We start from the raw sequence: 26645 nt of genomic DNA, 5'->3' as shown, positions 1-26645 counted from the left end.
GGATCTCGGATCGAATCTCGCAGATTGCGGTGTATCGCGTTGTGATGGCAGTCACTTGGTGGCGCAGGTCGCGCCGGACGGTTCCGGTGGGCGTGCACACTGGAGTAGTGAGTCAACGTGCGGACCTACGGCCGAATCGGATCGCCGTGTTGTCGGTGCACACCTCACCACTGGCGCAACCGGGTACCGGCGATGCGGGCGGCATGAACGTCTACGTGCTGCAGACCGCCCTCCAGCTGGCCCGCCGCGGCGTCGAGGTCGAGATCTTCACCCGCGCCACCTCCTCCAACGACGAACCGGTCGTCGAGGCCGCGCCCGGTGTGCTGGTCCGCAATGTGGTGGCCGGGCCGTTCGAGGGCCTCGACAAACACGATCTGCCCACCCAGCTGTGCCCGTTCGCGGCCGAGGTGCTGCGGCAGGAGGCGCGGCATCAGCCCGGCCACTACGACCTCATCCATTCGCACTACTGGCTGTCCGGCCAGGTGGGCTGGCTGGCCCGGGATCGATGGCGGGTGCCGCTCGTGCACACCGCGCACACCCTGGCCGCGGTGAAGAACGCCTATCTGGCCGTGGGCGACGTACCCGAACCGCCCGCCCGCGAAATCGGGGAGAAGCAGCTCGTCGCCGAATCCGATCGCCTGGTCGCCAATACCGCCGAGGAGGCCCGGCAGCTGGTCGAGCTGTACGGGGCCGAACCCGATCGCATCGATGTGGTGCTGCCGGGTGCGGATCTGGCCCGCTATCACCCCGGCGACAAGGCGGCCGCCCGCGCCGAACTGGGCCTGTCCCCGGATGAGCAGGTGGTGGCCTTCATCGGCCGGATCCAGCCGCTCAAGGCGCCCGACGTCCTGATCCGGGCCGCGGCGCGGGTGCTGACCGCCGAGCCCGGACGGGCCCTGCGCGTGCTGATCGTGGGCGGTCCGTCCGGCACCGGCCTGGATCGTCCCGATGCCCTGATCGAATTGGCCGCCGACCTCGGGATCGCCGATCGCGTGACCTTCCTGCCGCCGCAGCCGCCGCATCGGCTCGTGCAGGTCTATCGCGCCGCGGATCTGGTGGCGGTGCCCAGCTACAACGAATCCTTCGGCCTGGTCGCGATCGAGGCGCAGGCCAGCGGGACGCCCGTACTGGCCGCGCATGTGGGCGGGCTGGGGACCGCGGTGCGCGATGGGGTGTCCGGACTGCTGGTGCCCGATCACAGCACCGAGGAATGGGCCGCGGCCCTGCGGTCGCTGCTGAACGATCCCGCGCGGCTGGGTCGGATGGGTCTCGCGGCGCGCGACCATGCCGCCGAATTCTCCTGGGAACATACGGCCGAGGGATTGCTGGACAGCTATGCCGAGGCGCTGTCGGGCCATCGAGGTGTGCGATCGCGACTGGCGGGTACGTTGCTCGCAGAGAGTAATCAAGCCAGGTCGCGGGCGCTGTGGCGGCGCCGGATAGGAGCGGTGCGCCGGTGAGCGAGCCAACGATTCCCGAAACCGCGCAGCTCATCGAGGACACGCTGCGCGATCGGGAGGTCGAGTACACGCGCGAGGGCGAGGACGTCTTCATCGTCGTGCTGCCCGGTGAGCGCAAGCTGAAGACGACCGTCATGCTGACCGTCGGCAAGCACGGCCTGCGCCATGAATGCTTCGTCTGCCGCAAGCCGGACGAGAACTTCGAGGGCGTCTACAAATTCCTGCTGCGCCGTAATCGCCGCCTCTACGGCGTCGCCTACACACTCGACCGCGTCGGCGATATCTACCTGGTCGGCCGCGTCGCCACGCACGCCGTGACCGCCGACGAACTCGATCGCATCTTCGGTCAGATCCTCGAGGCCGTCGACGCCGACTTCAATGTGCTGCTCGAACTCGGCTTCGCGGAATCCATTCGCCGCGAATGGAAGTGGCGGGTGTCGCGCGGGGAGTCGCTGAAGAATCTGCGCGCCTTCGAGCATCTGGTCGAGGAGTGACCGCGCACCCGTAGCCTGGATGGCGTGGGAGAGTGGGATTTCGCGGGTCCGGCCGATGCCGGGCCGATGTCCGGTGTCGCGATGCTCGGCTTCCGCGATCGCGGGGGCGCGGGGCTGGATCTTCGGGTTGCCGGAGCCCCCGTGGTCACCGTGTTGATCGGGTTCGGGAACGACGCGCTGACCGTCGACAATGCCGATGGTCGCCAGACGCTCACCGGCTTCGTCGCGGGACTTCCCATCAAGGCGACGCGAATTCGCGGCGAGCGCGCCGAATGCGTCGAGGTGCGGCTGTCGCCGCTGCGGGCCCGTGCGCTATTGGGGGTCGCCCCAACCGATCTGGGCTCCGCGGTACTCGGACTCGAGGACCTGTGGGGTTCTCCGGTGTCCTCGCTGCGCGAGCGGCTCGCCGAGGCCGCGTCCTGGGAGTGTCGCTTCGACCTGACGAAAACGTTTCTGGCACAACGCGAATCGCCGTCGGCGTCGCCGGATCCGGAAGTGATCGAGACCTGGAATCGCATCATCGTCTCGCGCGGGCAGGGCAGGGTCGCCGCACTAGCCGAATCCTGCGGTTGGAGTCGGAAACGGCTGTGGGCGAGATTCGAGGCCCAGACCGGCCTCACGCCCAAGCGGTTCGCGATGCTGGTCCGTTTTCGGAGCGCGGTCGACGGTCTGCTGGCGGGGCGGCCCGCCGCCGAGGTCGCCGCGGCGTGCGGCTATACCGATCAGGCTCATCTGTGCCGGGACGTAGCCATTTTCACCGAGCGGCCGCCTGGGGCATTGACGGCGCAACACCTGCCGACCGTCGCGCGATATCGCCATCGGGCGTGGGGAACTTTTTTCCAATACGGCGTGGCATCGGCCGACCGATAGTGAGGTCGTGAAATACGACCTCGATCCCGCGGAACTCGATGCCGCGATAGAGAATGTCCACCGCGCGGGAATGCCGGGGCTGTTCGCCGAAGTGCGTGACGGCGAACGGATCTGGCGCGGCGCCGCCGGAGTGGCCGACCTCGACTCCGGCCGTCCCGTCACCGCCGATATGCGACATCGCGTCGGTAGTGTCACCAAATCCTTCACCGCCGCCGCGGTGCTGCGGCAGGTCGACGAGGGTCGCATCGAGTTGGACGCGCCCATCGGGCACTATCTGCCCGCGCTGGTTCCGGGAGAACGCGGTGCGGCGATCACGATACGAATGCTGATCAATCACACCAGCGGTCTCGCCGAATACCTTCCGTATGCCTATCCGTCCCTGGCCGAATTCCCGGCCATGGCGCGTACGACGCCGAAGAGTCTGCGCGACAATCGGTTCACGCGGTTCCATCCGATCGAACTGATCGAAATGGGAGTCGGCGCGCCCGCGGTCGATACTCCCGGTGGACATCCGGGCGTTTACTCCAACACCAATTTCCTTCTCCTGTGCCAACTTCTGGAAGCGGTGACCGGGACCAGCGCGGAGAAGTGCATTACCCGCGATGTCATCGAACGCGCGGGCCTGCGCGATACCGAACTACCGACCGGGCCCTATGTGGACGGCCCGCATTCCAAGCTCTACGAGTCCTGGTTCGGCATGATCGACCCGCCACAGGATTTCAGCGTCTTCGATATGTCCTGGGTGGGCCCCGCCGCCTCGCTGATCTCGACCGTCGCCGATCTGAACCGCTTCTTCGGCCTGCTGCTCACGGGAGAAATCATCAGCCCGTCGTCGCTGGCCCAGATGCAACGCACCGTCCCGGTCATCTCCTTCGAGGGAAAGACCATCGACTACGGCCTCGGCCTGCACCGCCAGGAAATCCCCGGCCTCGGCACCTTCTGGGGCCACGACGGCTCGGTCTGGGGCGGCGGCGCAATATCCCTGACCAGCGCCGACCACACCCGCCAAATGTCCCTCGCAATAAACCTACAACGCTGGAACCACCTATCCCCCGAAGGAAAACCCCAACCCCACCCCATAGACCCAGCCCTCGCATCCTTCTACCGAACCGCCCTCGGCGGCTGACCCACCGCGACCCTAGCGCTCCCCTTATGTTCCCGGGCCTAGCGCTCATCAGATGTTCCCGGCTCTAACGCTCATCGGATGTTCCCGGGCCTAGCGTTCCCTCTATGTTCCGGGCTCTGGCGTTCCCTCTATGTTCCGGGCTCTGGCGTTCCCTCTATGTTCCGGGCTCTGGCGTTCCCTCTATGTTCCGGGCTCTGGCGTTCCCTCTATGTTCCGGGCTCTGGCGTTCCCTCTATGTTCCCGGCCCTGGCGCTCCCTCTATGTTCCCGGCATGCTTTTCGCCGGGACATTGACGGAAGGTGATCTCGGATGACTGTGCTGGCTCTCGATATCGGGGCGACCAAATTCGCGGCGGGGGTTGTGCGTGCCGGACGGCAGGTGCGGGGGGTGCGGCAGGTTGCGGTGCCGGGGGCGAAGGTGTGGGAGGCGTGTCGGGAATTGCTGGTCGAGGTGGCCGGTGGGGAGCGGGTGACGGCGGTCGGGATCGGGTCGGCGGGGCCGGTGGATGTGCGGTCGGGGGTTACCGCGCCGTTGAATATTCCCGAGTGGAATTCCGGGTTCCCGATCGTCGCCTCGGTGCAGGAGTTGTTTCCGGCGGCCGTGATTCGATTCGCGGTCGACGGGGCCTGTCTGGCGCTGGCCGAACATCACATCGGGGATCTGCGCGGAGTGCGTGACGGGCTGGCGATGACCGTCTCCTCCGGAATCGGGGGCGGCATCATCATCGACGGCCGGGTCGCGGTGGGCCGCACCGGCAACGCCGGACATATCGGTCACATCGTGGTGCCGGGGTGGGACGAGCCGTGCGGGTGCGGCGGGGTCGGCTGTGTGGAGGCCGTGGCCAGCGGCATGTCCTCGGTGCGCTGGGCACGTTCACAGGGCTGGTCCGGTACGACCGGCGTCGAGCTGTCCCAGGCCGCGCAGGCGGGTGAGCCCATTGCGCTCGCCGCCCTGGAACGCGCGGGCACCGCACTGGGACAGGCGATTTCCTCCGCCGCCGCGCTACTTGACATCGATCGGGTGGTGATCGGCGGCGGCTTCGCCGAATCCGGTGCGCCGCTGTGGGATCCGATGCGCGCCGCGATCGCGAAGCACGCCCGGCTCGGATTCCTGCGCGAGCTGCGCGTGCTGAAATCGCGAATCACCAACGGCGCCACCCTGGTCGGCGCGGGCGTGCTGGCGGCCGGGCACGCCACCGCCGACGAATACGACTGAACTCAGGCGGCGCGCACATGCGCCACGAGCGCATTGGCATGGCCGTGCCCGAGGCCGTATTCACTCTTCAACCAGGCCACCAGCTCCATATGCTTGGTCAGCTCCGATGCGCGAATCAGCTCCAGCCACTGCTCGATCGGCCGTCCGTACTTCTGTTCGATGGACGGGAAGTAGGAGGCTGGGCCCCGCACCGCGGTCCTGTTGTCGCTCATGCCCGTAAAGACGGGGCAACCCCCCGAAACTGACCGCTCCGCGGTTGTGGTTCAGCTCACTGTTCTCGGTTAGCGTGAGTCGAGTGCGTGTCGAATTCTTCCCAGGGGATGTGGTTTTCGTGCCGCGCGGGCCGTTCCAGGGCTGCTGTGGCGTGGTGCGCGAGGTCGACACCGACCGCGGCGAACTCGGCCTCGACATACCCATGGGCCGCCGTCGGCACCGCGTGATCGTCGCCTTCGGAGAGGCCGAGCCCGCCTAGCCGGGCCGGTGAGCAGCGGTATCGCCATCGTGGCAGGATGGCCGCATGACGTACACCCTCGTTTTGCTGCGCCACGGCGAGAGCGAATGGAACGCCCTGAACCTGTTCACCGGCTGGGTGGACGTGCATCTCACCGATAAGGGTCAGGCCGAGGGCAAGCGCGCCGGAGAATTGCTGGCCGAGCGGGGCATCCTGCCCGATATCGTCTACACCTCCCTGCTGCGCCGCGCGATCAGCACCGCCAATCTGGCCCTCGACGCCGCCGACCGGCACTGGATCCCGGTGGTCCGCGACTGGCGTCTCAACGAGCGCCACTACGGCGCGCTGCAGGGCAAGAACAAGGCCCAGGTCCGCGACAAGTACGGCGACGAGCAGTTCATGCTGTGGCGGCGCAGCTACGACACCCCGCCGCCGCAGATCGAACTCGACGACGAGTACAGCCAGGCCGGCGATCCGCGCTACGACGGCATCGACGTGCCGCGCACCGAATGCCTGCAGGATGTCGTGGCCCGCATGGTGCCCTACTGGGAGTCGACGATCTCCAAGGATCTCCTCGCCGGTAAGACCGTTCTCGTTGCCGCGCACGGCAATTCGCTGCGCGCGCTGGTCAAGCACCTGGAGAACATCTCCGACGAGGACATCGCCGGACTCAACATCCCCACCGGCATTCCACTGCGCTACGAACTGGACGAGAACCTGCACCCGGTCGGTTCCGGCGAGTACCTCGATCCGGAGGCCGCCGCGGCCGGTGCGGCCGCGGTCGCCAACCAGGGCGGTAAATAAACCCGCGTTGTTCACCCGACCCTGGTAATGTCCTGCCGTTCAGCGTCGGGCTGTCGCTGAAACGCTTTCTGCCAGAGGATCTTTCGTTCCATCGCACGGGGAGCTCGTTGCTGCCCGGCGATGGATCGATCCCTCACCACCCGGATAGCCGGGCACGCAGAAAGAGACGAATATATGTTCGCAGCGGGACGCGCCCGAGTCGTTTCCTGGGCCGCCGCGACGGTGACGGCATTGGCCGCCGCCGCATTCACCACCGGCACCGCCGCCGCCGACGCCCCGGTCACCCTGGGCGGCGGCTCCGGCATCATCGTCGAACAGCTCGACGATCCCGGGAAGGCCGCCGACTGCACTCTTACGGCCATCGGCTACGACCATGACAACCGCCTCGTCGGCCTGACCGCCGGACACTGCGGTCAGATCGGTTCCCGCCTGCTGGCCGAATACGATCCGCACGCCGGTGTGGTCGGCCGCGTCACCGCCAGGAGCGAGGATTTGGACTGGGCCGTCATCGAATTCGATGCCACGCGTGTGGTCGCGACGCGGCAGGTGACCCAGTCGGTGATCAACGGCGTGGCCGCCGGACCGGGCGTCGGCGACAACGTCTGCAAGAACGGCCGCACCACCGGCTTCACCTGCGGCATCGTCTGGGAAACCCATCAGGCCTGGTTCGCCAGCCATGTCTGCGCCGATCACGGCGACTCCGGCGCGCCGGTGCTGCGCGGGGATCAGCTGGTCGGAATGGTCGTGGCGGGTAAGGACTTCCAGGTCGGCCCGGTGACCGTGCCGCTGCCGTCCTGCCAGGGCGCGGGTGATGTCATCCATCAGCCCGACGCCGCCACCACGATCCAGATCGTGCTGCGCGATATCGACCGCACGGGCGGGCCGGGCTCCGGCTTCCGACTGTCCTGAACGAGTTCGGTGGCGGCCTGCGGTCGCCACCGTCTCTCGATAGCAGTGAGACTGATCACTCCTACGCGACCGTAGCTATGGCATTGCTATATCTGCTAAGCGATCTTGCTAAAGGGGTGGCGGCAGTCACATACGGGCCGGTGGGAAGTGGTCCGGACAACTTTCGGTAGGCAATCCGCCAGGTCAGCGCCGCCCTTGTATCGAGTTGAGGCTTTGAGAGAAATCGGTTGCAGTTGGTGTAACCGAGGGTTTGCAACTTACTAACGGGTAGTTAGGCTCTCGGACGTTCGACCATTGCGAGAGGTGGATCACGTCCGATGAAGTACGCGCTGCGCGTCACAGTGGCCGCGGTGGCCACCACCGTCACCCTTCCGTTCTTGGGTCCGGGCACCGCGAGCGCCGCACCGGTGTCGACCGGAGCGGACGGGGGAGCGGCAGGTGCGGCGTGGACCGCCACCGAGGACGGCCCGCAGCAGTACCCGAATATCAATATCCAGTGGGATGTGCCGATCACGATGAGTGACGGCACCGTGCTGAAGGCGAATGTCTATCGCCCCGCGGATGCCTCGGGCCGTCCGATCGATACGCAGACACCGGTCGTGGTGAACCTGACCCCGTACACCAAGCTGGTCAGCAATCTCGCCGACCACGCGGGCTCGATTCCGGGCCTGTCGGATCTGCTGCTGAATCTGTTGCGGCAGATCGACTTCAGCGGTACGCCCCTGTCGGGCGTCACCGATCTGACCAAAGCCTTCGGCGGCGGTGAACTGCGCAACTTCTCGGTCGACCGGCAGCTGATCAAGAGCGGTTACGCCCAGGTCGTCGTCGATACCCGCGGCACCGGATTCTCCCAGGGCGAATGGGATATGTTGCGCCAGCGCGAACAGCAGGATTCGGTCGAGGTGATCGACTGGGCCTCGCGTCAGCCCTGGTCCGACGGCAATGTCGGCATGAGCGGCATCTCCTACTCGGCCATCAACCAGATGCAGGCCGCCGAGAAGCGTCCGCCCGCGCTCAAGGCGATCTTCCCCATCGTCCCGGGCAGCGATCTGGTCCAGGATGTGCTCGCGCCCGGCGGCGGTTTCGGTCTGACCTTCATTCCGTTGTGGCTCACCGCGATCAACACCACCAAGTGGGTGCCCGATGTGCAGTCGCTGCTGCAGGGCAAATTCGACACCCAGTGGCTGGCCGATCGCGCCGCGAGCCCGCTGACCTATATGGACGTACTGCTCAACGCGTATGCCAGCGTGCGCATGGACGATCTGGACCCGCGGGTGAAGGGCATGCTGACCGACTTCAGCTCCGAACGCCAAGCGTGGCTGGGCGATCCGAGCCGGGTGCAGGTGCCGACCTTCGTCGTCGGCGGCTGGCACGACCTGTTCACCTACTCCGAATCCAAGATCTACAACGACATTCCGCTGCCGCCCGGCGAGAAGCAGCTGCTGATGGGCAACACCTATCACCTGAACTCGGGCAACGACTACGGTAAGCCGGGCCTGCCGCCGCGGCTGGATGTGCTGCAGCGCGCGTGGTTCGACAAGTGGCTCAAGGGAATCGATAACGGCATCGACGGCTATGGGCCGGTGACGCTGTATCAGCAGGGTACGGGCGGCTGGGCCACCCAGGCGGGCTTCGGGGCCTCCGCGCCCGCCGAGGAGGCCGGTGGCTATCGGCGAATGTATCTGTCCGCCAACCGAAGCGGCACCGCCAACAGCCTCTACGACGGTTCGCTGACCGTCGATCCGGACGGGGACAGCACGCGGCTGACGGTCGCGCCGGGGCTGAGCACGCTGTGCTCCAACGACGCCGCCCAGGGCACCGCGGGCATCCTGTCGATCATCAACGCCTGCGGTGAGGATTCGCGGATCGCGGAATCCAACGGGCTCACCTTCACCAGCGCGCCCGTCGCCGACGCCACCACCATCTCCGGCCCGATCGCGGTGCGGCTCAACACGGTTCAGGACGCCACCGACGGCTACTGGACGGTGACGGTCAACGATGTCGCGCCGGACGGGCAATCGACGGTGTTGTCGTCGGGTCAGCTGATGGCCTCACTGCGGGAGATCGACGATTCGGCCAGCGCGCGTTCGGCCAACGGCGACTACACCGATCCGCGTCCCTACGATTCGCTGGCGCGGCGTCAGCCGACGGTGCCGGGTGAGGCGACCACGCTCGATATCGCCCTGTCCGGAACCCAGGCCGTCCTCGCGCCCGGCCACCGGCTGCGCATCGATGTGTTCGCGGGCAACTTCCCCAAGGGCCTGCCGATCGGCCCGATGCTGGCCGACACCGGCCTGAAACCCGAACACCTGCAACTGGATCCGAATGCCCCGAGCTTCGTGAACATCCCCGTCCGCGGCAATACGGGCTGGTAGTTCCGTCGCTCCCCGGCTGTCCCGGGCGCGCACAACGGCGTGCGCCCCGGGACTTTTCCTGTGTCAGGCGTGGTCCGGCTCGGTGAACGCGGCCTCGATCGGCGGGAAGACGGCGCGAATATCGGTGCCGCCGAACCAGAGTCCGACGAGGAACGCGCCGGTCGCCTCCAGATAGCGGGCCTGGGCGAGACCGCCGCCGCGCGCCGGGGTCAGCTTCAGATCCTCGGTGAGGGCCGCCACGCGCGCGACGGCCGCCGGATCGTCGCCGCACAGCGGAACGACCAGGCGACGGCCCTCGAACACCCGCTCCGGCGACGCCCAGACCTCGGCGGCGCAGAGATTGAACGCCTTCACCACCCGCGCCTCGGGCACGGTCGCCGAGATGCGTTCGGCGACGGCCGGTTCCGACAGTACGAAGCCGCCGGTATCCGGTTCGAACGCATTGGTGCAGTCGATCACCGTGCGACCGGTCAGCGGTCCGGTCGCGGTGAGTACCTCGGTCAAGGCGGCGACCGGCACCGCGAGCAGTACCGCCTCGCCGAATTCGGCTGCGGCGGCGATGGTTTCCCCGCGAGCGCCGTGGCCGATGGCCGCGGCCGCATCCCGCGCCCGGGCCGAATCCCGTGCGCCGACGACGATCTCGTGCCCGGCCGCGGCCCAGCCGCCGCCCAGCGCCCGAGCCATCCCGCCCGCGCCGACTATTCCGATTCTCATGGCAACTCCTTGTTCGACGGATGTCGGAGCCGACGCTAGAAGTTCCGATGGGCACCCCCGGGTGCGCAATGGATCCGGCAAGCTGGAACGGTGACGACAACAGGGGTGACGTTTCCGCCCTATGGTGATTTCGTGGCCGACTGCCCGGCCCGGCTCGGTATGGATCTGTTCGGCAACTCCTGGCTGGCGGTGATCGTGTACGCGCTGCGCAACGGCCCGATGCGCCCGGGTGAGCTGCGCGAGACGATCGGCGGCATCAGCCAGAAGATGCTCACCCAGACCCTGCGGCGCATGCAGGCCATGCGGCTGGTGCAGCGGCATCGCTACGCCGAGGCCCCGCCCCGGGTGGAATACGAATTGACCGCGGCGGGAAGAGATCTGCTCGGTCCGCTGTACGCCCTGGGAGAATGGGTGCGTGAGCACGGCGAATCCGTCAGCGCGGGGCTGGCCGGGCTCGACGAGGAATGAGACCAGTCGCGACGAATGAGGCGCATATCACAGTCTTCCTCGGCTGCGGTGTCGGCCACTGCGCGCGGCACAATGGATCACAGTTCACGTCGGCTTCGCGCACTGGTGAGATGAGCGGTGCCGCAAGGAAAAGTGCCCGCGAGATCGTGATACGCGGGCAGAACCGCCGTCCGGAATCGCCTCCGGACAGGCCGAACTCTGCGTAAACACCCGGCTAACAACCGCATAAGCCCCCGTGACCTGCGCGAAACTTCGCGAACCCGGACTTGGTGAGCGCTTCCGCGATCGTACGATTCAATTGTGAGCGTTCCCCAGGCCGTGCTGCTGGCAATTCTCGCGGCCGTCGTAGGTCTGGCCGTCGGTGGTCTGCTCATCCCTTACGTCAATGCCCGTCAGGCCCAGCGCCGCGAGGCCGATACGGGGCTGACCATGTCCCAGGTGCTCGATCTGATCGTGCTCGCCTCGGAGAGCGGTATCGCGGTCGTCGACGAATATCGCGATGTGGTGCTGGTGAATCCGCGAGCCGAGGAGCTCGGCCTGGTCAAGGACCGGCTGCTCGACGAGCGCGCGTGGGCCGCGGTGGAGAAGGTCATCGCCTCGGGCGAGAGCGCCGACTTCGACGTGACCGCCAAACATCCGGTGCCCGGGCGCGGGCGCATCGCCGTGCGCGGTGTGGCCCGGCCGCTCTCGCGCGAGGGTTCCAGCTTCGTTGTGCTGTTCGCCGACGACGATTCCGAACAGGCGCGGATGGAGGCGACCCGGCGCGATTTCGTGGCCAATGTCAGCCACGAACTCAAGACGCCCGTCGGCGCGATGAGCCTGCTGGCCGAGGCCCTGATGGAATCGGCCGACGATCCGGATTCGGTGCGCCATTTCGGCGAGCGCCTGCTGGGCGAGACCCGGCGCATGGGCAAGATGGTCACCGAATTGATCGCGCTGTCGCGGCTGCAGGGCGCGGAGAAACTGCCGCAGCTCGAGGCCGTCGATGTGGATACCGTGGTCAATGCGGCCATCGAGCGCTCACGCACCGCGGCCGAGGCCGCCGGAATCACCGTGAGCACCGATCGCAACAGCGGTTTGGAAATGCTCGGCGACGAGACGCTGCTGGTGACCGCGCTGTCGAATCTGGTCGAGAACGCCATCAACTATTCGCCCAAGGGATCGCACGTCTCGGTGAGCCGATCGCTGCGCGGCGGACATGTGAACGTCGCGGTCACCGACCGCGGTATCGGAATCGCCAAAGAGGATCAGGAGCGGGTGTTCGAGCGCTTTTTCCGCGCCGACAAGGCCCGTTCGCGAGCCACCGGCGGGACCGGTCTCGGCCTGGCTATCGTCAAACACGTGGCCGCCAATCACAACGGTGAAATCACCCTGTGGAGCAAGCTGGGGACCGGCTCGACGTTCACGCTGCGCATCCCCGCGGTCGAAACCGACGACCAGAATTCCGTCAACCCGGCGGAGAAAAAGGGCCCCACCGCCATCCAGGTGGGCAAGAAGGAAACAGGTCCGCGCCCCGCAGGGCGGGCCAGACCCAATGGTGTGGAGGCAACCCGATGACGAGTGTCCTGATCGTCGAGGACGAGGAGTCGCTGGCCGATCCGCTCGCATTTCTGCTGCGCAAGGAGGGGTTCGAGGTCACGGTAGTCGGCGACGGCCCGTCCGCGCTGGCCGAATTCGACCGCTCGGGCGCCGATATCGTGCTGCTCGACCTCATGCTGCCCGGCATGAGCGGCACCGATGTGTGCAAGCAGCTGCGGACGCGCAGCAGCGTTCCGGTGATCATGGTGACCGCCCGCGACAGCGAGATCGACAAGGTGGTCGGGTTGGAGCTCGGCGCCGACGATTACGTCACCAAGCCGTATTCGTCGCGCGAGTTGATCGCGCGCATTCGCGCCGTGCTGCGCCGCGGCGCCGGTGAGGATGTCGACGGCTCGAACGAGAGCGGCGTACTGGAGGCGGGGCCGGTGCGCATGGATGTCGATCGGCACACCGTGCAGGTGAACGGCAAGCCGGTCACCCTGCCGCTCAAGGAATTCGATCTGCTCGAATATCTGCTGCGCAATTCCGGCCGGGTGCTGACCCGCGGCCAGCTCATCGATCGAGTCTGGGGCGCGGACTATGTCGGCGACACCAAGACCCTCGATGTGCATGTGAAGCGGCTGCGTTCGAAGATCGAGGCGGATCCGGCCAAGCCGGAGCATCTGGTGACCGTGCGCGGGCTGGGTTACAAGCTCGAGGCCTGATCGGATACAGCGAAAACCGCGGCCGCCCCTCGGCGGCCGCGGTTTCCGGTCTGGAAATCAGTTGTAGATGTACAGGGGGCGAATCGGATTCGCCACCAGGTTCAGGTTGTGCGGATTGCCGTTGTCGTCGTACTGCCGGCAGTCGTGCATCTTGACGTAATGCCCGTCACCGCGGCACTCGATGTAATGACTGGTGCCGTACGGGCTGATCAGCAGCGATTTGTAGACCTTGGCGGGATCGAAATACGCGCCGGGGTCAAGGGGCGAGACGAACGAATCGGTCCGGTCCTGATAGGCGTTCCAGCCGTACGGATCGTCCGGGGACGGATCCGCGTTGGCGACCGGGGCGACGAACATGACAGCGCCGGCGGCTATCGCCGCGGCGACGAGGATCGACTTCTTCATGCTCCTCCTATCGCGCGATAACGATCAGCTATTACATAGCTAATTTTGCCCGCCGCGGTATCGACGATCCGCGACGGGCGGTCCGACTAGACGACGTGCACCCAGGCGGTGCCGATCTGCGGCAGCTCGGTCTTCGACAGCGGGAACCAGCCGAAGTCGTCGCGCTGCCAGCAGTCGTCCACCGGCGCGCCGGCGGGGACGTCGTGGCAGGCGATCGGCCGCGAGGTGCCGTACGGGCTCACGATGACCTGCTTACCGGCCTCCTTCGCCTGCAGGACGGCCGGATCGGTGTAGACGACGAAGTTCTCGTTCTGCAACGAGTAGCTGTTGGGATCGGTGTTGGGGTCGGCGTGCGCGGCGGGGACGACAGCCAGCGCGGCGCCCGCGGCCAGGGCGGCCGTGGCCAAGAATTTCCTCATCATGGACATGATGCCTACCACGTCGAGGTGAATCTTTCATGGCGAGGCAGTGTCTGGTCAGCGGTCCAGATATTTGCCGATCGCGGTAATCGTGGCGGCCAATTCCGCGCGCACATTCGAATCGGACACCGTGCCGTCGGATTCGACCGCGCCGTGCGGCACGGTGATTCGGACGCACGCATTGTCGATGATCGTCGCGCCCACATATCCGAGTACGGTGCGCAGCGATTCGATCGCGCCCTCGCCTCGGCCCGGCGCGGCGACATTGATCCACGCCACGGGCTTTTCGTACAGATCGGCCGTGCCGACGGTCCACTCGAGCAGATTCTTCAGGCTGCCCGGAATCAGGCCGGCGTATTCGGGCGTACAGAACAGCACCGCATCCGCGGCGGCCAATCGCTCGCGCAATTCGGCCACCGCGGGCGGTGACGGCTGATCGCCGGGTACGAAGGCGGGCAGTTTCTCCAGGCCGGTATACAGCTCGGTCGAAATATCCCCGGGCGCGACCGTCGCGACGGCCCGCAGCGCGGCGGTATTGGACGAGCCGGGGCGCGTGCTACCGGAGATCAGCAGAAGATGAGCGCGCTGCACCGCCTCCCCGCGTTTCTGGCCATACGAGTCGGCGCCGCTCGGCTCGGTCACAGGTCCTGCGTCGGTAACGGGACGGCTCTTGGGCGTTCCCGGTGAGTTACCCATGTACCTACGAAATCAGTTGTCGCGCTGGGTATTCCCATGGGTACGCTCGTCCGCCACCATCGTGGCCGGATGGATCGCGATCAGCCCCAAGCCCTCCCGGCGTTTGCAGTGCCGGGCCAATTCGTCGTAGGCGGGCTGGCCGATGAGTTCGACGAGTTCGGGGGCGTAGGACTGCCAGACCGGGCGGGAGCCGACATGGGCGTCGGGGGAGCCGCTGCAGTACCAGTGCAGATCCTCACCGCCCGGACCCCATCCGCGGCGGTCGTATTCGGTGATGACCGTGCGCAGAATCTCCTCGCCGTCGGGCCGCTCCACCCAGTCCTGGGTGCGGCGGATCGGCAGCTGCCAGCAGACCTCGGGTTTCACGGTCAGCGGTTCGAGTCCGGTGCGCAGGGCCATGGAATGCAGGGCGCAGCCGATGCCACCGGCGAAACCCGGGCGGTTGAGGAAGATGCAGGCGCCGTCGTAGCGGCGGGTGCGGATCGCGGGCTCGTCGTCGAGCTCGTCCTCCTCGAGATAGTGCTTCTTGCGGACCTTTCCGCTGGCGTCGCGCGCCTCGTCCATCAGCTGCCAGTCCTGCGGTGTGAGCATTTTCACAGCCTTCTGCAGCTTCTTGCGATCGTCGTCGTCGCAGAGGAACGCGCCGTGCGAACAGCAACCGTCATCGGGGCGGCCCTCGATGATGCCCTGACAGGCGGGCGTGCCGAATACGCACGTCCAGCGCGACAGCAGCCACGTCAGGTCGGCGACGATCGTGTGCTCTTGATTTGCCGGATCGACGAATTCGATCCACTCCCGAGGGAAGTCGAGATCGACCTCCGGACTGGGATCGATCTTCGCCGCTGGTCGCAGCCCGGTCGGACCGCTCGCGGATGCTCCTACCGTCACATCGCCAGACGCTAACAGTTCCCGCCGCTCGAGCGCCGTCACGGGGCCTTGCTGTCGCGGAGTTGCCCGGGGGAGGTGCCGCACCCAGTACCGTGTCTATGTGCGGCTCGGTGTGCTCGATGTGGGAAGCAATACCGTCCACCTGCTCGTGGTGGACGCGCATCGGGGTGGCCACCCGATGCCGATGAGTTCGACCAAGGCGACCCTGCGCCTGTCGGAGAATATCGACGACGAGGGTTGCATCACGCCCGAGGGAGCCCACCGGCTGACCAAGACGGTGGCCGAATTCGCCAGTATCGCAAAGACTTCCGGCTGCATTCAGCTGATGCCGTTCGCCACCTCCGCGGTGCGCGAGGCCGCCAATTCCGATGCCGTGCTGGCCCAGGTCCGCCGCGAGACCGGGGTGGAGCTGCGGGTGCTGTCGGGCGCCGACGAGGCGCGGCTGACCTTCCTCGCCGTCCGGCGCTGGTACGGCTGGAGCGCCGGGCGCATCCTGAATCTCGATATCGGCGGCGGCTCGCTCGAGATGAGCAACGGCTGCGACGAGGCGCCGGATGTGGCCCTGTCGCTGCCGCTCGGCGCGGGGCGACTCACCCGCGACTGGCTGCGCGAGGATCCGCCCGGTAAGCGCCGGGTCGGGGTGCTGCGCGACTGGCTCGACGCCGAGATGGTCATCCCGGCGAAGCAGCTGCTCGAACCCGGCCGCCCCGATCTGGCCGTGGGAACCTCGAAAACCTTCCGCACCCTGGCCCGGCTGACCGGCGCCGCCCCCTCTGCCGCGGGACCCCGGGAACGGCGTATCCTCACCAGTTCCGGTCTGCGGCAGCTGATCGCGTTCATCTCCCGGATGACCGCCGCGGACCGGGCGGAATTGGAGGGCGTCAGCTCCGATCGGTCACAGCAGTTGGTGGCCGGCGCATTGGTCGCGGAGGCGAGTATGCGGGCGTTATCGCTGGATACTCTCGAAATTTGCCCCTGGGCGCTGCGAGAGGGACTGATCCTGCGCAAACTGGATACCGACCTCGAGAGCGAACCCAATGCGGCCAACGGCCGACCCAAAGGGGTTCCTGGCCCGACTGAAACGGTGTCGCGATGAGTGACGAATCGAACCAGCTGTCGGTCGCCGAACTACTGGCCCGCAACGGCCAGGGCGTCCCGTCCAGCAGCGGCGGCCGCCGTCGTCGCGGCGGTCGCGGTATCGCGGTGACCGATCTGACCGGCGATCTCCCGGCCGTACCCGAGGGTTCCTCCGCGCACGCGGCGCCCGAACCCGACGAGTCGCCGGCTATTCCGCCCTTCCCGCTGTCGACGCCGGTCGAGCCGTCGCATTCGCCGGTTTCGGGGCCCATCTCCTACTACGATCCGCTCTCGCACAACGGCGCGAGCGCGACGCCCAGCTACGATCCACCCTCCTACGAACCGCCCTCCTACGATCCACCGTCGTACGAACCACGTTCCTATTCCGCTCCCGCCGTGCCCGATTCGCGGGACAGCGCGGAACTCGGCTGGCCGCCCTCACCGGCCGCGCAGGCCCCCTCGTCGGGCGGGCGACGCGCGCGGCGCGAGCGGATGGAGGCGCTCGAGGCGCAGGAGGCCGCGCAGGCCGCCGCGAATTCGCACGCCCCGGCGCCGGGTCTCGACGCACCCGCGAGCGGTCGGCGTCGGCGTCGCGAATCCGATGAGGAGACCACCGAGGTGCGGCCGTATCGAGGGCCGTTGCCGCAGAACGACACTGTCGGCCCGCCGACCCAGGCCTGGGCGCCCACCCGGGCGCCCGAGCCGAATCCGCGTGCGCCGCTGCCGGATTCGCCGCCCGCGTCGGTCCGCCGGGATCGGTCCGCGGAACGGGGCTTCGGCGGATTCGATCTGGGCCCGGAGCGTGGACTCGATCGCGGTCCCGAACGCGCTCCCGATCGTCCGGATCGCGGCGGCCCCGATCGCGGCGGACTGCTGCGTGGCGGCCGTCGCAACGGTGTGGACGGCCCGCCCCAACCGGGTCCGCCCCAGCCCGGCCTGCCCGCGTGGTCGGCCCGAAGACCAACTCCGCCCGAACCCGATCGCCCCGCGCGCAACGGCCGCCCCGCACCGGAGGATCAGCCCCCGACCGCGGCCTGGCAGGCGGCCAATCGCGATCAGCAGCTGCTCGCCGGTCCCACGGTCGCCGGAGATCTCATGCGCGACGCGGCCGAGCGCGGCGATCGTCGCGGTATGGGCGGTCCGGGCGAACGCGGCCCGCGCCGCGGCGGCGCGGATGTGCTCGAGGATGTCGAACATCGCACCGAACTGCTGCGCCCGCTCGATTCCGAGCGCGACGACGTCGAGGACGACGAGCCGGACGCCGAACCCACCCGCCGACGGACCACCCGGACCCGCACCCCCGTGTCCCGCCGTTCGCGCGTGGCGCGCAAGGCGACCGAGGACGAGAACCGCAAACAGTGGATGATCCTCGGCGGCCAGGCCGTCGGCGCGGCGGTCGCGGGAATGTTGCTGTTCAAGGGTTTCGAGAAGATGTGGGATCTGCTGCCCTTCGTCGCCCTGCTGCTGGCGATGGTGGTGATCCTCGGACTGGTCGCCCTGGTTCGGGTACTGCGCCGCACCGACGACATCTTCAGCACTGTGATCGCCGTCGTCGTGGGCATCTTCGTGACGCTCGGACCGCTAGCCTTCTTACTCAGTACCAACTGAGCCAGGGAGCAGCCGTGGGTAACAGCCAGGCGGGGAACATGATTCGGGTTGGTTTGTCGACGGCCTCGGTATATCCGGAAAATACCGAGGCGGCCTTCCGGTACGCCGCCGAACTGGGTTACGACGGTGTCGAATTGATGGTCTGGGCCGAACCGGCCAGTCAGAGCATCGCCACCGTGCAATCCTATGTGCGCCGCTACGAGATTCCGGTGCTCGCGATCCACGCGCCGTGTCTGCTGATCTCCCAACGGGTCTGGGGCGCCGATCCGATCGCCAAACTCGAGCGCAGCGTGCACACCGCCGAGGCGCTGGATGCCGCGACCGTGGTGGTGCATCCGCCGTTTCGCTGGCAGCGTCGCTATGCCGAGGGCTTCGCCGCGCAGGTCGCGCGGCTCGAGGACAACAGTCCGGTCGCGGTCGCGGTCGAGAATATGTTCCCCATGCGCGCCGACACCCTGTTCGGTCGGCGTTCGGGTTCGGCGCGGCGTCTGGAACGTCGTGGGGGACCGGGACCTTCGCTGACCGCGTTCAGTCCGTCCTACGATCCGACCGATACCGGCTTCCGGCACTACACCCTCGATCTGTCGCATACCGCCACCGCGGGTATGGACGCCCGGGAGCTGGCCGCGCGCATGGGTTCGGGTCTGACGCATCTGCATCTGGCCGACGGCAACGGTGCGGCCCACGACGAGCACCTCATACCCGGCGAGGGTGCTCAGCCCTGCGCCGAGGTCTGTGAATCTCTGGTGCGCAACGGTTTTCGCGGTCAGGTCGTCATCGAGGTGAACACCCAGAACGCCCGCACCACCCTCGACCGGGCGGCCATGCTGCACCGGGCGCTGACCTTCGCGCGCACCCATCTCGACAATCTGCGACCCGTCCGCGCACCCGAGCCCACCGGGGCGCAGCGCAGCTGATCGACGGGGTCTTCGTCACATCATCGGCCGAATCCGGTGACCTTCGGTGACACTTATACAGTGTAGAAAGACCGGGGGCGTCGAAAGGAGCTGTGGGTGACGGAACTGGCCATCGAGCGGGATCTGGACGAATCCGGTCTGGACGCCGCGCCCTTCGGTCGCGTATGCGCGCTGGACGAGCTGTCGTCCGAGGACGGAATCGGCCGCTATCGAGGCACGATCGATCCGATCTGGACGATCGGCCCCAAGGTGCACGGCGGGACGATGGTCGCGAGCAGCGCCGCGGCGGCGACGCGCTGGCTGCGGACCGCGCATCCCGAGGCGGCGGAGATGTTCGCGATCTCGGCGGGCACCGATTTTCTCGGCGCGCCGGATCCGGGTGAGGTGGACTACGAGGTCCGCATTCGTAAGACCGGTCGGCAGATCTGCCTGGTCGACGTCGGCCTGATCCAGGGCGGCCGCACGCTGGTGCACTCCGCGTTCACCTTCGGCCACCTCGACGAGGCCGCGCCGGTCTACGCCCCCGACAGCTATACCGATATGCCCGCCGAGCCGACCCCGGACGCGATCGCCTACTCACCCGATTCGCCGATGGGCCGGATCGTGCATGTGGCGCAGGGGGCCTCGGTGGCGATCGATCCGAGTTGGGCGCACTTCCTCGCGGGTGAACAGGGTGAGCCGCGACTGCGGCTGTGGATCCGTCCGCGTCCGGGTGATGAGAGCGATCCGGATGTATCCGCCTGGTTCGCCATGATGGCCGGGGATATGAGCCCGCCGGTATCGCAGAATCTGGGCCGGTTCGGCTGGGCGCCGACGGTTCAGATGACGACCTATCTGCGTCGTCGTCCGGCCCCGGGCTGGCTGCGGGTCATCGCGACCACGCATGCGATCGGTGAGCGGATGTTCGACGAGGATCAGCTCGTTCTCGACTCCACCGGCGCGGTGGTCGCGCAATCACGTCAGCTCGCGCTGATTCCGCTGCCGCGCTGACCGCTCGCGCCGAGTGTGCTTGACGCGTCGCGTCGGCACGCGGATAGCCTTAGTCGCCATGACGAGAATTGCGGTGATCGGCGGCGGACGGATCGGCGAGGCGTTGATCGCCGGCCTGCTCGAATCCGGGCGGGCCGCCAAGGATCTGGTCGTCGTCGAGACGATGTCGGCGCGGGCCGAGTTTCTGGCCGAGCGGTTCGGGATCCGGGTCACCGATTCCGTCGCCGAGGCCGCCAACGGAACCGATTTGGTGGTGGTCGCGGTGAAGCCGCACGACGTCGACGGCGTCATGTCCGAATTGGGCAAGATCGAGATCGATAACGACCGCGATCAGGTGCTGATGACGCTGGCCGCGGGCGTGCCGACGAGCCGGTTCGAGGCGAAACTGCCCGCGGGGTTCCCGGTCGTGCGGGTCATGTCGAATACGCCGATGCTGGTCGGCCAGGGGATGAGCGCGATCGCGCCCGGCCGCTACGCCAAGAAGGATCAGCTGGAGTTGGCCACCGAGGTGCTGGAATCGGTCGGCAAGGTGGTGACGGTCGCCGAATCGCAGATGGACGCGGTGACCGCGGTATCGGGTTCGGGTCCGGCCTATTTCTTCCTGGTCGTCGAGGCGATGGTGGAGGCCTCGGTGGGCCTCGGGCTGAGCCGCGATGTGGCGACCCAGCTGGTCGTGCAGACCATGCTCGGTTCGGCCGCGCTGCTCGACGAGTCCGAGCAGGAGGCGGCGGAACTGCGCGCCGCGGTCACCTCCCCGGCCGGGACCACGGCCGCGGCGGTGCGCGAACTCGAGCGTGCGGGAGTCCGTTCGGCCTTCATCGAGGCGCTGCACGCGGCCAGGCGTCGCTCGGTCGAACAGGGCTCGCCGGAGGCCTGACCTATCGTGTCGTCGCTCGTGCCGCCGGTAAACGCAGCCTGACCGGGAGGTTCCGGCGCGGCGAATCCTATTTCTCCCACCCGTCGCAGTAATCCCACTGGTCCCGCTAAGCTGCAAGGAGCACGTGCGTGTCTGTTCCGCCGGTGGGGAAGCCGGCGGCGCGGACGTGCCGGAGGTCAATGGCGCAATGATGTCTGGAAACAGCTCTGCGAATTCGGGACCCGTATTCGGCGGAGGAACCCAGTTCCTCACCGTCGCCGAAGTGGCGAATCTGATGCGGGTTTCCAAGATGACGGTGTATCGGTTGGTGCATTCGGGCGAATTGCCCGCCGTCCGAGTAGGCCGTTCGTTCCGTGTACACGCCAAGGCGGTGCACGACTACCTGCAAACGTCCTACTTCGACGCGGGCTGAGGCCCGCCACCGCGACCGGCCGAGGCAGCCCCTGAGCCTCGGCCGGTTCGTGGTGCCTGCGCTCGCGAGTAACAGGTCGACCCCGGTCCCCGTTTCGTTCGCTCATGGTTGGCCCGGTACGATGAACCACCGTTGTGTTGCCTGCCGGTGGCATGGGTCGCATCGGCGGCGGACACTGGGACGGACTCGAGCGGTGCGCAGACCGCTGAACACGATGGGCGTACGTAACCGGCGTGCGCGCCGAGGTAGAGAGAGAACGCGAGGAACAACCCTATGGGTTCTGTGATCAAGAAGCGTCGTAAGCGCATGTCGAAGAAGAAGCACCGCAAGCTGCTTCGCCGTACTCGCGTGCAGCGTCGCAAACTCGGCAAGTAAGCGCGAGGTTAGCTGGAGGCTCGTCACCGAATCGGTGGCGGGCCTTTCGCTTTGAAACCAGACTGTTTAAAAGGCTTTTCGTTTCCGGTGATGGAAGTCATCGTTAGAACCTGGTTAAAGCCGTCGATGCCCCACATGTCAGGGGCTACGCTGGAAAGCGGGAATAGGCAACTCGGGGGCTTGGCAGGTGGGATCCGGCGTGGGTTCGAGCGTGCGGGACGGGCATACGCCCAAGGTCGTACTGGTGACCGGTGCGAGCCGGTTCTTCGGCGGCAATACCGTCGCTCGGCTGGCCGACGATTCGGGGATCGAGCGGGTGGTCGCGGTCGACGCGCGGATGCCCAGCCCAGAGCTGTTGCGCCGCATGGGCCGAGCCGAGTTCGTCCGCGCCGACATCCGGAATCCCCTGATACGCAAGGTGATCGACGAGAACGAGGTCGACACCGTGATACATCCGGCGGTGCTGTCGCGACCGCCGTCCAGCGGCGGTCGCCCGGCCATGAAGGATTTCAACGTCCTGGGCACCATGCAGCTGTTCGCCGCCTGCCAGAAGGCGCCGAGCGTGCGGCGCGTCGTGGTGCGCTCGTCCTCGGCGGTGTACGGCTGCAGCGCAAAGGATCCCGCGCGGTTCACCGAGGAGATGAGCGCCCGCACTCCACCGCGCGGAGAATTTGCCCGCGATGTGATCGAGGTGGAGGGCTTCGTCCGCGGCCTGGCCCGGCGTCGCCCGGATATCGCGGCCGCCATCCTGCGCTTCCCGCCGATCGTCGGCCCGCGACTGGCCGGTCGCGGCGTGCAGTACTTCCGCTCGCCGGTCACGCCGACCGTTTTCGGCCGCGATCCGCGCCTGCAATTGCTGCACGAGGAGGATGCGATCGCCGCCCTGGTGCACGCCGCGCTCGCCGCGCCCGGCGGCACCTTCAATGTAGCGGGCGACGGCGCGCTGACCCTGTCGCAGGCCATCCGTCGCGCCGGGCGCATCGCGGTTCCCGTGCCCTATGCGGCATTTCGTACCGTGGGCCGGTCCCTGATGGGTCCGGTCATGCGGGAGTTCACGGTCGAACAGATCGATTATTTCCATTTCGGCTGCGGTCTGGACACCACCCGGATGCGCACCGAACTGGGGTTCCAGCCGCGCTGGACCACAGTGCAGGCATTCGACGATTTCGTCGGGGGCGCAGCGTTGCGGCCCGTCATCGATCCACGGTGGATCGACGCTGCAGAGAAGAGACTTCTCGGCCTGGTCGGGGCCGGAGCGGGAGCAACCAATGAATGACGTGGCCAAGGTGATTCAACTGCACGATGCCGACTTCGAAGCGCGGCATCGACCGCCGGCCCGGCGCTGGCCCGAGGTGTCGGAGCCGAGTCCGGTGACCTCGCTGACCGATCGACTGGCCGAGGCGTCGCCCCGGCCGCCGCGGTCGCTCGGAGATCTGGTGCGCGGCACGGTCGCCGGCGGCATCAGGGGTACGGCCGATTTCGCGCGCCGCCGCCTCACCGGCGATTATCAGGTCGACGAATTCGGCCTGGACGAACATCTGCTGGAATCGGTGATCCTGCCCGCGCTGCGGCCGCTGTCGGAGCTGTGGTTCCGGGTGCAGGTCAACGGAATCGAGAACATTCCCGAATCCGGCGGCGCGCTGATGGTCAGCAATCATGCGGGCGTGGTGCCGCTGGACGGATTGATGCTGCAGTTGGCCGTGCACGACAATCACGCCAAACAGCGCGCGCTGCGGCTGCTGGCCGCCGATCTGATCTTCGAACTACCGGTACTGGGCGGGTTGGCGCGCAAGGCCGGTCACACCCTCGCCTGCCCGGCCGATGCCGAGCGGCTGCTGCGCTCGGGTGAGCTGGCCGGAGTATTTCCGGAGGGGTTCAAGGGAATCGGCAAGCCCTACGGCGAGCGGTACAAGCTGCAGCGGTTCGGGCGCGGCGGATTCGTCTCGGCCGCGGTCAAGACCGGCGTGCCGATCATTCCGGTCTCGATCGTCGGATCCGAGGAGATCTATCCCAAACTCGCCGATCTCAAGCCGCTCGCACGCCTGCTCGGACTGCCGTATTTCCCGGTGACTCCGCTGTTTCCGCATCTGGGCGTGCTCGGCGCGATGCCGCTGCCGTCCAAGTGGTACATCGAAATCGGCACGCCCATCTCCACCGGCGCGTACGAGCCCGAGGCGGCCGACGATCCGATGATCATGTTCGAGATCACCGATCAGGTCCGCGAAACCATCCAGCAGACCCTCTACAAACTGCTTGCCAAGCGCCGCAACCCCTTTACGGGCTAGCGCGCGTCGCGCTTTCGCGTGAGCACCGCGGCGGCCGCCCCACCGGCCGCGCCCAGTGCGAGCGCTGTGGGCACACCGATCTTGGCGGCCTTGCGGCCCGTACGGAAATCGCGGATCTCCCAGCCGCGGTTCTTGGCCACCTCGCGTAGATCCGAATCCGGATTGATCGCAACGGCGGTGCCGACCAGCGACAGCATCGGCACATCGTTGTGGCTGTCGGAATACGCGGTGCAGCGCTTGAGATTCAGCCCCTCACGGATCGCGAGCGTGCGCACCGCGTGGGCCTTGCCCAGGCCGTGCAGGATATCGCCGACCAGCCGGCCGGTGAACAGCCCGTCCTCGCTCTCGGCGACCGTGCCCAGCGCGCCGGTGAGTCCGAGACGTTTCGCGATCACCTGCGCCAATTCGACCGGGGTGGCCGTGACCAGCCACACCTGTTGTCCGGCATCGAGATGCATCTGCGCCAGCGCGCGGGTGCCCGGCCAGATCTTGTCGGCGATGATCTCGTCGTAGATCTCCTCGCCGAGGGCGGCCAGTTCGGCGGTGGAGCGACCGGCGATGAACGCCAGGGCCTTCTCCTTGCCGCTGGTCATATCACCCTTGTTCTCCTTGCCGGTGACCCGGAATTTGACCTGCTTCCAGGCGATGTCGACCAGATCGGAGGTCTTGAAATACTTGCGCGCGGCCAGTCCGCGGGCGAAGTGCACGATCGACGCGCCCTGCACCATGGTGTTGTCGACATCGAAGAACGCGGCCGCGGTGAGATCGCGCGGCGCCTCCGAATCCGCCTGACCCCCACCGGCTTCGGCCAGTTCGGCGTCGTGCAGGGCGAGGGCGGCGTCGGCGCTGGCCTCACCGGCGAGGTTGGCCCGCACCTCCTCCTCGCTGGGCCCGAACGGGCTGCGGGCGATGCGCGTGAACTGATCGGACAGTCCCTGACCCCAGCGCGCCGGGAATTCGCCGAACCTCCCTGCGATGAACCCCGTCCTCGCCTCTTTCGATCGTTCCGGCACCAGTACCTCCGCCCGTCCGCGCGAACACACCCACACTAGCCCAGGGCACTGACCGTTTAATTGGTACATGAGCGAGCTTGCGAACGAATCACAGAAACAGCGCGCGTCGCGCACGACGACAACGAGCGGCAGCGAGGTGGCGTCGTGAGCGACTCCACGCATTCGGTGACTCTGTTGACAAGGAACGGTTGTGGGATGTGCGACGTGGCACTCGAACAACTGCGGGTGATTTGTGCCGATTACGGGATCGCGCCGAGCACGGTCGATGTGGACGAGGCCGCGGCGACCGATCCGGCACTGCGCGCGGAATTCGGTGATCGGCTGCCGGTCGTGCTGCTCGACGGCCGTGAACACAGCTATCTCGATGTCGACGAGCCCCGGTTACGAGCGGATTTGTCGCGCTGACCGGCCGGAGGTCCGGCTTCCGGCGCGTTGTGTGGAATATCACCGACCATTGCGGGTTGAATGGGGCGAACGAGGTTTGGTCCCGTGTGCCCTCGAGTGACTGAATTCACCGACTTTGTGCAGGGCTTCACAAGCGGTTACGGTGGTGACACGCAACCCGCCTGCTTCGGGCGGCGGTGCCACCCTGAACCCCGTGAACGATACCGGCGCCTGCCCCGGGCGTCGGCGGTCGACAAGCGAAACCGGACATCCATTACCGGCCGGACGAGGAGCCGAACGACGTGACAGAGCAGCATGAGACGCCAGGCGGCGTCTCCGGCAGGGCTCTGCGTCCGACCCCTCAGAAGGACATTCCGCAAGCCACTGTCGCGCGCTTGGCGACCTACCTGCGCGTCCTCGCCGTACTCGCCGACGAGGGTGTCCTCATCGTATCGAGTGAGGAACTGGCTGTCGCGGCGGGTGTCAATTCGGCCAAGCTGCGCAAGGATCTGTCGTTCCTCGGACCCAATGGTGTGCGCGGGGTCGGCTACGACGTGGCCAAGCTGCGCGCCCGCATCGAGGCCGTGCTCGGGCTGTCCGACGGACATCGGGTGATCCTGGTCGGCGCCGGAAATCTGGGTCGCGCGCTGGTCGGCTACGGCGGATTCCAGCGGCGCGGATTCACCATGGTCGGCGTCTTCGACCGCGATCCGCAGGTGGTCGGCGAACAGGTCAGCGGGCTCGAGATCCGCGACGTCGCCGAGCTTGCCGACGCGGTGGTCGAATTGCAGCCGACCATCGCGGTCATCACCGTTCCCGACGAGGCGGCCCAGGGCGTCTGCGACGACCTGGTGGCCGCGGGGGTGCGGTCGATATTGAGTTTCTCCCCGGTCGTTCTCGACGCACCGCCCGCCGTGGAGGTGCGGCGCGTGGATCTGGCCGTGGAAATGCAGATGCTGTCGTTCGAGCGCGCCCGGATCGCGGGGGCCGCGGCGCAGGACGAACACGGCGTGGCGGCCGGTGAGACCGTGCACGCCGTCTCCACCCCGATCGGCCGACGGCTGGCGAACCGTTCGGCTTCCGCACACGTGGGAATTTCGGCAACGGAGCCAACCAGCAAGGGATCGGTGGTCGCACCATGAGTGAGCGAAGCGAACGAACAATAGGCAC

General features: G+C 67.2%; 29 protein-coding genes and 1 pseudogene. 23 read left to right on the top strand and 7 right to left on the bottom strand.

What is annotated here, in order from left to right; translation table 11 throughout:
* Nucleotides 1–86 precede the first annotated feature (86 nt).
* From mshA to NP4_RS19255, 5 genes are all read left to right on the top strand, one after another.
* Nucleotides 87–1460 carry a D-inositol-3-phosphate glycosyltransferase gene (gene mshA, locus NP4_RS19275; protein ID WP_373863847.1) on the top strand — a complete coding sequence of 458 codons (1374 nt, stop codon included), beginning with the start codon at nucleotides 87–89 and terminating at the stop codon, nucleotides 1458–1460.
* Nucleotides 1461–1471: 11 nt separating this feature from the next.
* The gene (locus NP4_RS19270; RefSeq protein WP_067999841.1) at nucleotides 1472–1954 is read left to right on the top strand and encodes a type III secretion system chaperone family protein; all 483 of its coding nucleotides are present in this window, start codon (nucleotides 1472–1474) and stop codon (nucleotides 1952–1954) included.
* A 24-nt stretch (nucleotides 1955–1978) separates the two neighbouring features.
* Nucleotides 1979–2824 carry a helix-turn-helix domain-containing protein gene (locus tag NP4_RS19265; RefSeq protein ID WP_245997716.1) on the top strand — a complete coding sequence of 282 codons (846 nt, stop codon included), beginning with the start codon at nucleotides 1979–1981 and terminating at the stop codon, nucleotides 2822–2824.
* Nucleotides 2825–2831: 7 nt separating this feature from the next.
* The gene (locus NP4_RS19260) at nucleotides 2832–3950 is read left to right on the top strand and encodes a serine hydrolase domain-containing protein (protein ID WP_067999614.1); all 1119 of its coding nucleotides are present in this window, start codon (nucleotides 2832–2834) and stop codon (nucleotides 3948–3950) included.
* Nucleotides 3951–4259: 309 nt separating this feature from the next.
* Nucleotides 4260–5165 carry an ROK family protein gene (locus NP4_RS19255; protein WP_067999613.1) on the top strand — a complete coding sequence of 302 codons (906 nt, stop codon included), beginning with the start codon at nucleotides 4260–4262 and terminating at the stop codon, nucleotides 5163–5165.
* Nucleotides 5166–5167: 2 nt separating this feature from the next.
* Here NP4_RS19255 and NP4_RS19250 read toward each other — a convergent pair whose 3' ends face one another.
* A complete protein-coding gene (locus NP4_RS19250) occupies nucleotides 5168–5377 on the bottom strand; it encodes a DUF4287 domain-containing protein (protein ID WP_067999609.1) in 210 nt (69 codons plus the stop codon).
* 83 nt (nucleotides 5378–5460) lie between these two features.
* Here NP4_RS19250 and NP4_RS41670 point away from each other — a divergent pair, with 83 nt between their 5' ends.
* The 4 genes from NP4_RS41670 (at nucleotide 5461) to NP4_RS19235 (ending at nucleotide 9704) form a co-directional block, all read left to right on the top strand.
* Entirely contained in the window at nucleotides 5461–5637 is a 177-nt protein-coding gene (locus tag NP4_RS41670) for a KOW domain-containing RNA-binding protein (protein ID WP_169813767.1), read from the top strand.
* 45 nt (nucleotides 5638–5682) lie between these two features.
* Nucleotides 5683–6420 carry a phosphoglyceromutase gene (locus NP4_RS19245; protein WP_067999607.1) on the top strand — a complete coding sequence of 246 codons (738 nt, stop codon included), beginning with the start codon at nucleotides 5683–5685 and terminating at the stop codon, nucleotides 6418–6420.
* 174 nt (nucleotides 6421–6594) lie between these two features.
* Nucleotides 6595–7329: a S1 family peptidase gene (locus NP4_RS19240; RefSeq protein WP_067999839.1), complete on the top strand. Its 735-nt coding sequence runs from the start codon at nucleotides 6595–6597 to the stop codon at nucleotides 7327–7329.
* 317 nt (nucleotides 7330–7646) lie between these two features.
* On the top strand, nucleotides 7647–9704 hold the full coding sequence (locus NP4_RS19235) for a CocE/NonD family hydrolase (protein WP_067999605.1): 2058 nt from the start codon (nucleotides 7647–7649) through the stop codon (nucleotides 9702–9704).
* Nucleotides 9705–9767: 63 nt separating this feature from the next.
* Here the strand turns inward: NP4_RS19235 and NP4_RS19230 are convergent, their stop codons facing one another.
* Complete coding sequence (locus NP4_RS19230; protein WP_062505393.1) at nucleotides 9768–10418, bottom strand: NADPH-dependent F420 reductase; 651 nt, start codon at nucleotides 10416–10418, stop codon at nucleotides 9768–9770.
* Nucleotides 10419–10508: 90 nt separating this feature from the next.
* Here NP4_RS19230 and NP4_RS19225 point away from each other — a divergent pair, with 90 nt between their 5' ends.
* From NP4_RS19225 to NP4_RS19215, 3 genes are all read left to right on the top strand, one after another.
* Nucleotides 10509–10886 (top strand): winged helix-turn-helix transcriptional regulator, encoded by a 378-nt coding sequence (locus tag NP4_RS19225; protein WP_067999603.1) that lies wholly within the window; start codon nucleotides 10509–10511, stop codon nucleotides 10884–10886.
* A gap of 300 nt (nucleotides 10887–11186) precedes the next feature.
* Nucleotides 11187–12443 (top strand): sensor histidine kinase, encoded by a 1257-nt coding sequence (locus NP4_RS19220; protein ID WP_067999602.1) that lies wholly within the window; start codon nucleotides 11187–11189, stop codon nucleotides 12441–12443.
* Nucleotides 12440–13129 carry a response regulator gene (locus tag NP4_RS19215; RefSeq protein ID WP_062505398.1) on the top strand — a complete coding sequence of 230 codons (690 nt, stop codon included), beginning with the start codon at nucleotides 12440–12442 and terminating at the stop codon, nucleotides 13127–13129. The genes NP4_RS19220 and NP4_RS19215 overlap by 4 nt, the downstream gene beginning before the upstream one ends.
* Nucleotides 13130–13186: 57 nt before the next feature.
* Here NP4_RS19215 and NP4_RS19210 read toward each other — a convergent pair whose 3' ends face one another.
* The 4 genes from NP4_RS19210 to NP4_RS19195 form a co-directional block, all read right to left on the bottom strand.
* Nucleotides 13187–13534 (bottom strand): hypothetical protein, encoded by a 348-nt coding sequence (locus tag NP4_RS19210; protein ID WP_062505401.1) that lies wholly within the window; start codon nucleotides 13532–13534, stop codon nucleotides 13187–13189.
* A gap of 86 nt (nucleotides 13535–13620) precedes the next feature.
* A complete protein-coding gene (locus NP4_RS19205) occupies nucleotides 13621–13953 on the bottom strand; it encodes a hypothetical protein (protein ID WP_147287924.1) in 333 nt (110 codons plus the stop codon).
* 57 nt (nucleotides 13954–14010) lie between these two features.
* On the bottom strand, nucleotides 14011–14595 hold the full coding sequence (locus NP4_RS19200) for an NADPH-dependent FMN reductase (RefSeq protein WP_245997719.1): 585 nt from the start codon (nucleotides 14593–14595) through the stop codon (nucleotides 14011–14013).
* Nucleotides 14596–14661: 66 nt separating this feature from the next.
* Nucleotides 14662–15537 (bottom strand): DUF3109 family protein, encoded by an 876-nt coding sequence (locus NP4_RS19195; RefSeq protein ID WP_373863845.1) that lies wholly within the window; start codon nucleotides 15535–15537, stop codon nucleotides 14662–14664.
* A 100-nt stretch (nucleotides 15538–15637) separates the two neighbouring features.
* On the opposite strand from NP4_RS19195, the gene NP4_RS19190 reads away from it, so the two are divergent.
* The 9 genes and pseudogenes from NP4_RS19190 to NP4_RS19155 all read left to right on the top strand — a co-directional run bounded on the left by NP4_RS19190 (nucleotide 15638) and on the right by NP4_RS19155 (nucleotide 24078).
* The gene (locus tag NP4_RS19190) at nucleotides 15638–16633 is read left to right on the top strand and encodes a Ppx/GppA family phosphatase (protein ID WP_067999598.1); all 996 of its coding nucleotides are present in this window, start codon (nucleotides 15638–15640) and stop codon (nucleotides 16631–16633) included.
* Nucleotides 16634–17979: 1346 nt separating this feature from the next.
* Nucleotides 17980–18222: pseudogene (locus tag NP4_RS43550) on the top strand (Rv0497 family membrane protein); the annotation flags it as partial.
* A gap of 38 nt (nucleotides 18223–18260) precedes the next feature.
* Complete coding sequence (locus tag NP4_RS19180; protein WP_067999594.1) at nucleotides 18261–19139, top strand: sugar phosphate isomerase/epimerase family protein; 879 nt, start codon at nucleotides 18261–18263, stop codon at nucleotides 19137–19139.
* A gap of 138 nt (nucleotides 19140–19277) precedes the next feature.
* Entirely contained in the window at nucleotides 19278–20129 is an 852-nt protein-coding gene (locus NP4_RS19175; RefSeq protein WP_373863846.1) for a thioesterase family protein, read from the top strand.
* A 58-nt stretch (nucleotides 20130–20187) separates the two neighbouring features.
* Nucleotides 20188–21006: a pyrroline-5-carboxylate reductase gene (gene proC / locus NP4_RS19170; protein ID WP_067999592.1), complete on the top strand. Its 819-nt coding sequence runs from the start codon at nucleotides 20188–20190 to the stop codon at nucleotides 21004–21006.
* 187 nt (nucleotides 21007–21193) lie between these two features.
* The gene (locus tag NP4_RS19165) at nucleotides 21194–21418 is read left to right on the top strand and encodes a helix-turn-helix domain-containing protein (RefSeq protein ID WP_062513513.1); all 225 of its coding nucleotides are present in this window, start codon (nucleotides 21194–21196) and stop codon (nucleotides 21416–21418) included.
* Nucleotides 21419–21691: 273 nt separating this feature from the next.
* Nucleotides 21692–21793, top strand: a complete 102-nt coding sequence (locus NP4_RS40025) for a 30S ribosomal protein bS22 (protein WP_003402602.1) — start codon at nucleotides 21692–21694, stop codon at nucleotides 21791–21793.
* 199 nt (nucleotides 21794–21992) lie between these two features.
* A complete protein-coding gene (locus tag NP4_RS19160) occupies nucleotides 21993–23069 on the top strand; it encodes an NAD-dependent epimerase/dehydratase family protein (protein ID WP_082876022.1) in 1077 nt (358 codons plus the stop codon).
* Nucleotides 23062–24078 (top strand): lysophospholipid acyltransferase family protein, encoded by a 1017-nt coding sequence (locus NP4_RS19155; protein ID WP_067999589.1) that lies wholly within the window; start codon nucleotides 23062–23064, stop codon nucleotides 24076–24078. The genes NP4_RS19160 and NP4_RS19155 overlap by 8 nt, the downstream gene beginning before the upstream one ends.
* On the opposite strand, the gene NP4_RS19150 is transcribed toward NP4_RS19155, so the two are convergent.
* Nucleotides 24075–25091 (bottom strand): HAD family hydrolase, encoded by a 1017-nt coding sequence (locus tag NP4_RS19150; RefSeq protein WP_373863844.1) that lies wholly within the window; start codon nucleotides 25089–25091, stop codon nucleotides 24075–24077. The two genes, NP4_RS19155 and NP4_RS19150, sit on opposite strands and share 4 nt — an antisense overlap.
* A 144-nt stretch (nucleotides 25092–25235) precedes the next feature.
* Here NP4_RS19150 and NP4_RS19145 point away from each other — a divergent pair, with 144 nt between their 5' ends.
* Both NP4_RS19145 and NP4_RS19140 read left to right on the top strand, forming a co-directional pair.
* The gene (locus tag NP4_RS19145) at nucleotides 25236–25496 is read left to right on the top strand and encodes a glutaredoxin family protein (protein ID WP_067999587.1); all 261 of its coding nucleotides are present in this window, start codon (nucleotides 25236–25238) and stop codon (nucleotides 25494–25496) included.
* A 281-nt stretch (nucleotides 25497–25777) separates the two neighbouring features.
* Nucleotides 25778–26617: a redox-sensing transcriptional repressor Rex gene (locus NP4_RS19140; protein ID WP_067999585.1), complete on the top strand. Its 840-nt coding sequence runs from the start codon at nucleotides 25778–25780 to the stop codon at nucleotides 26615–26617.
* The last annotated feature ends 28 nt before the right edge of the window (nucleotides 26618–26645 follow it).

It is taken from the genome of Nocardia pseudobrasiliensis NBRC 108224 (assembly GCF_001613105.1).
GTDB lineage: Bacteria > Actinomycetota > Actinomycetes > Mycobacteriales > Mycobacteriaceae > Nocardia > Nocardia pseudobrasiliensis.
This window is presented reverse-complemented; position numbering and strand designations above follow the sequence as displayed.

Bases quoted from the DNA above. Each gene is read 5' to 3' on its own strand.
- NP4_RS19210 (WP_062505401.1), bottom strand. From the start codon at position 13,534: ATGAAGAAGTCGATCCTCGTCGCCGCGGCGATAGCCGCCGGCGCTGTC.
- NP4_RS19255 (WP_067999613.1), top strand. From the start codon at position 4,260: ATGACTGTGCTGGCTCTCGATATCGGGGCGACCAAATTCGCGGCGGGG.
- NP4_RS19165 (WP_062513513.1), top strand. From the start codon at position 21,194: ATGATGTCTGGAAACAGCTCTGCGAATTCGGGACCCGTATTCGGCGGA.
- NP4_RS19245 (WP_067999607.1), top strand. From the start codon at position 5,683: ATGACGTACACCCTCGTTTTGCTGCGCCACGGCGAGAGCGAATGGAAC.
- NP4_RS19240 (WP_067999839.1), top strand. From the start codon at position 6,595: ATGTTCGCAGCGGGACGCGCCCGAGTCGTTTCCTGGGCCGCCGCGACG.
- NP4_RS19230 (WP_062505393.1), bottom strand. From the start codon at position 10,418: ATGAGAATCGGAATAGTCGGCGCGGGCGGGATGGCTCGGGCGCTGGGC.
- NP4_RS19250 (WP_067999609.1), bottom strand. From the start codon at position 5,377: ATGAGCGACAACAGGACCGCGGTGCGGGGCCCAGCCTCCTACTTCCCG.
- NP4_RS19215 (WP_062505398.1), top strand. From the start codon at position 12,440: ATGACGAGTGTCCTGATCGTCGAGGACGAGGAGTCGCTGGCCGATCCG.
- proC (WP_067999592.1), top strand. From the start codon at position 20,188: ATGACGAGAATTGCGGTGATCGGCGGCGGACGGATCGGCGAGGCGTTG.
- NP4_RS19205 (WP_147287924.1), bottom strand. From the start codon at position 13,953: ATGAGGAAATTCTTGGCCACGGCCGCCCTGGCCGCGGGCGCCGCGCTG.
- NP4_RS19180 (WP_067999594.1), top strand. From the start codon at position 18,261: ATGATTCGGGTTGGTTTGTCGACGGCCTCGGTATATCCGGAAAATACC.
- NP4_RS40025 (WP_003402602.1), top strand. From the start codon at position 21,692: ATGGGTTCTGTGATCAAGAAGCGTCGTAAGCGCATGTCGAAGAAGAAG.
- NP4_RS19235 (WP_067999605.1), top strand. From the start codon at position 7,647: ATGAAGTACGCGCTGCGCGTCACAGTGGCCGCGGTGGCCACCACCGTC.
- NP4_RS19155 (WP_067999589.1), top strand. From the start codon at position 23,062: ATGAATGACGTGGCCAAGGTGATTCAACTGCACGATGCCGACTTCGAA.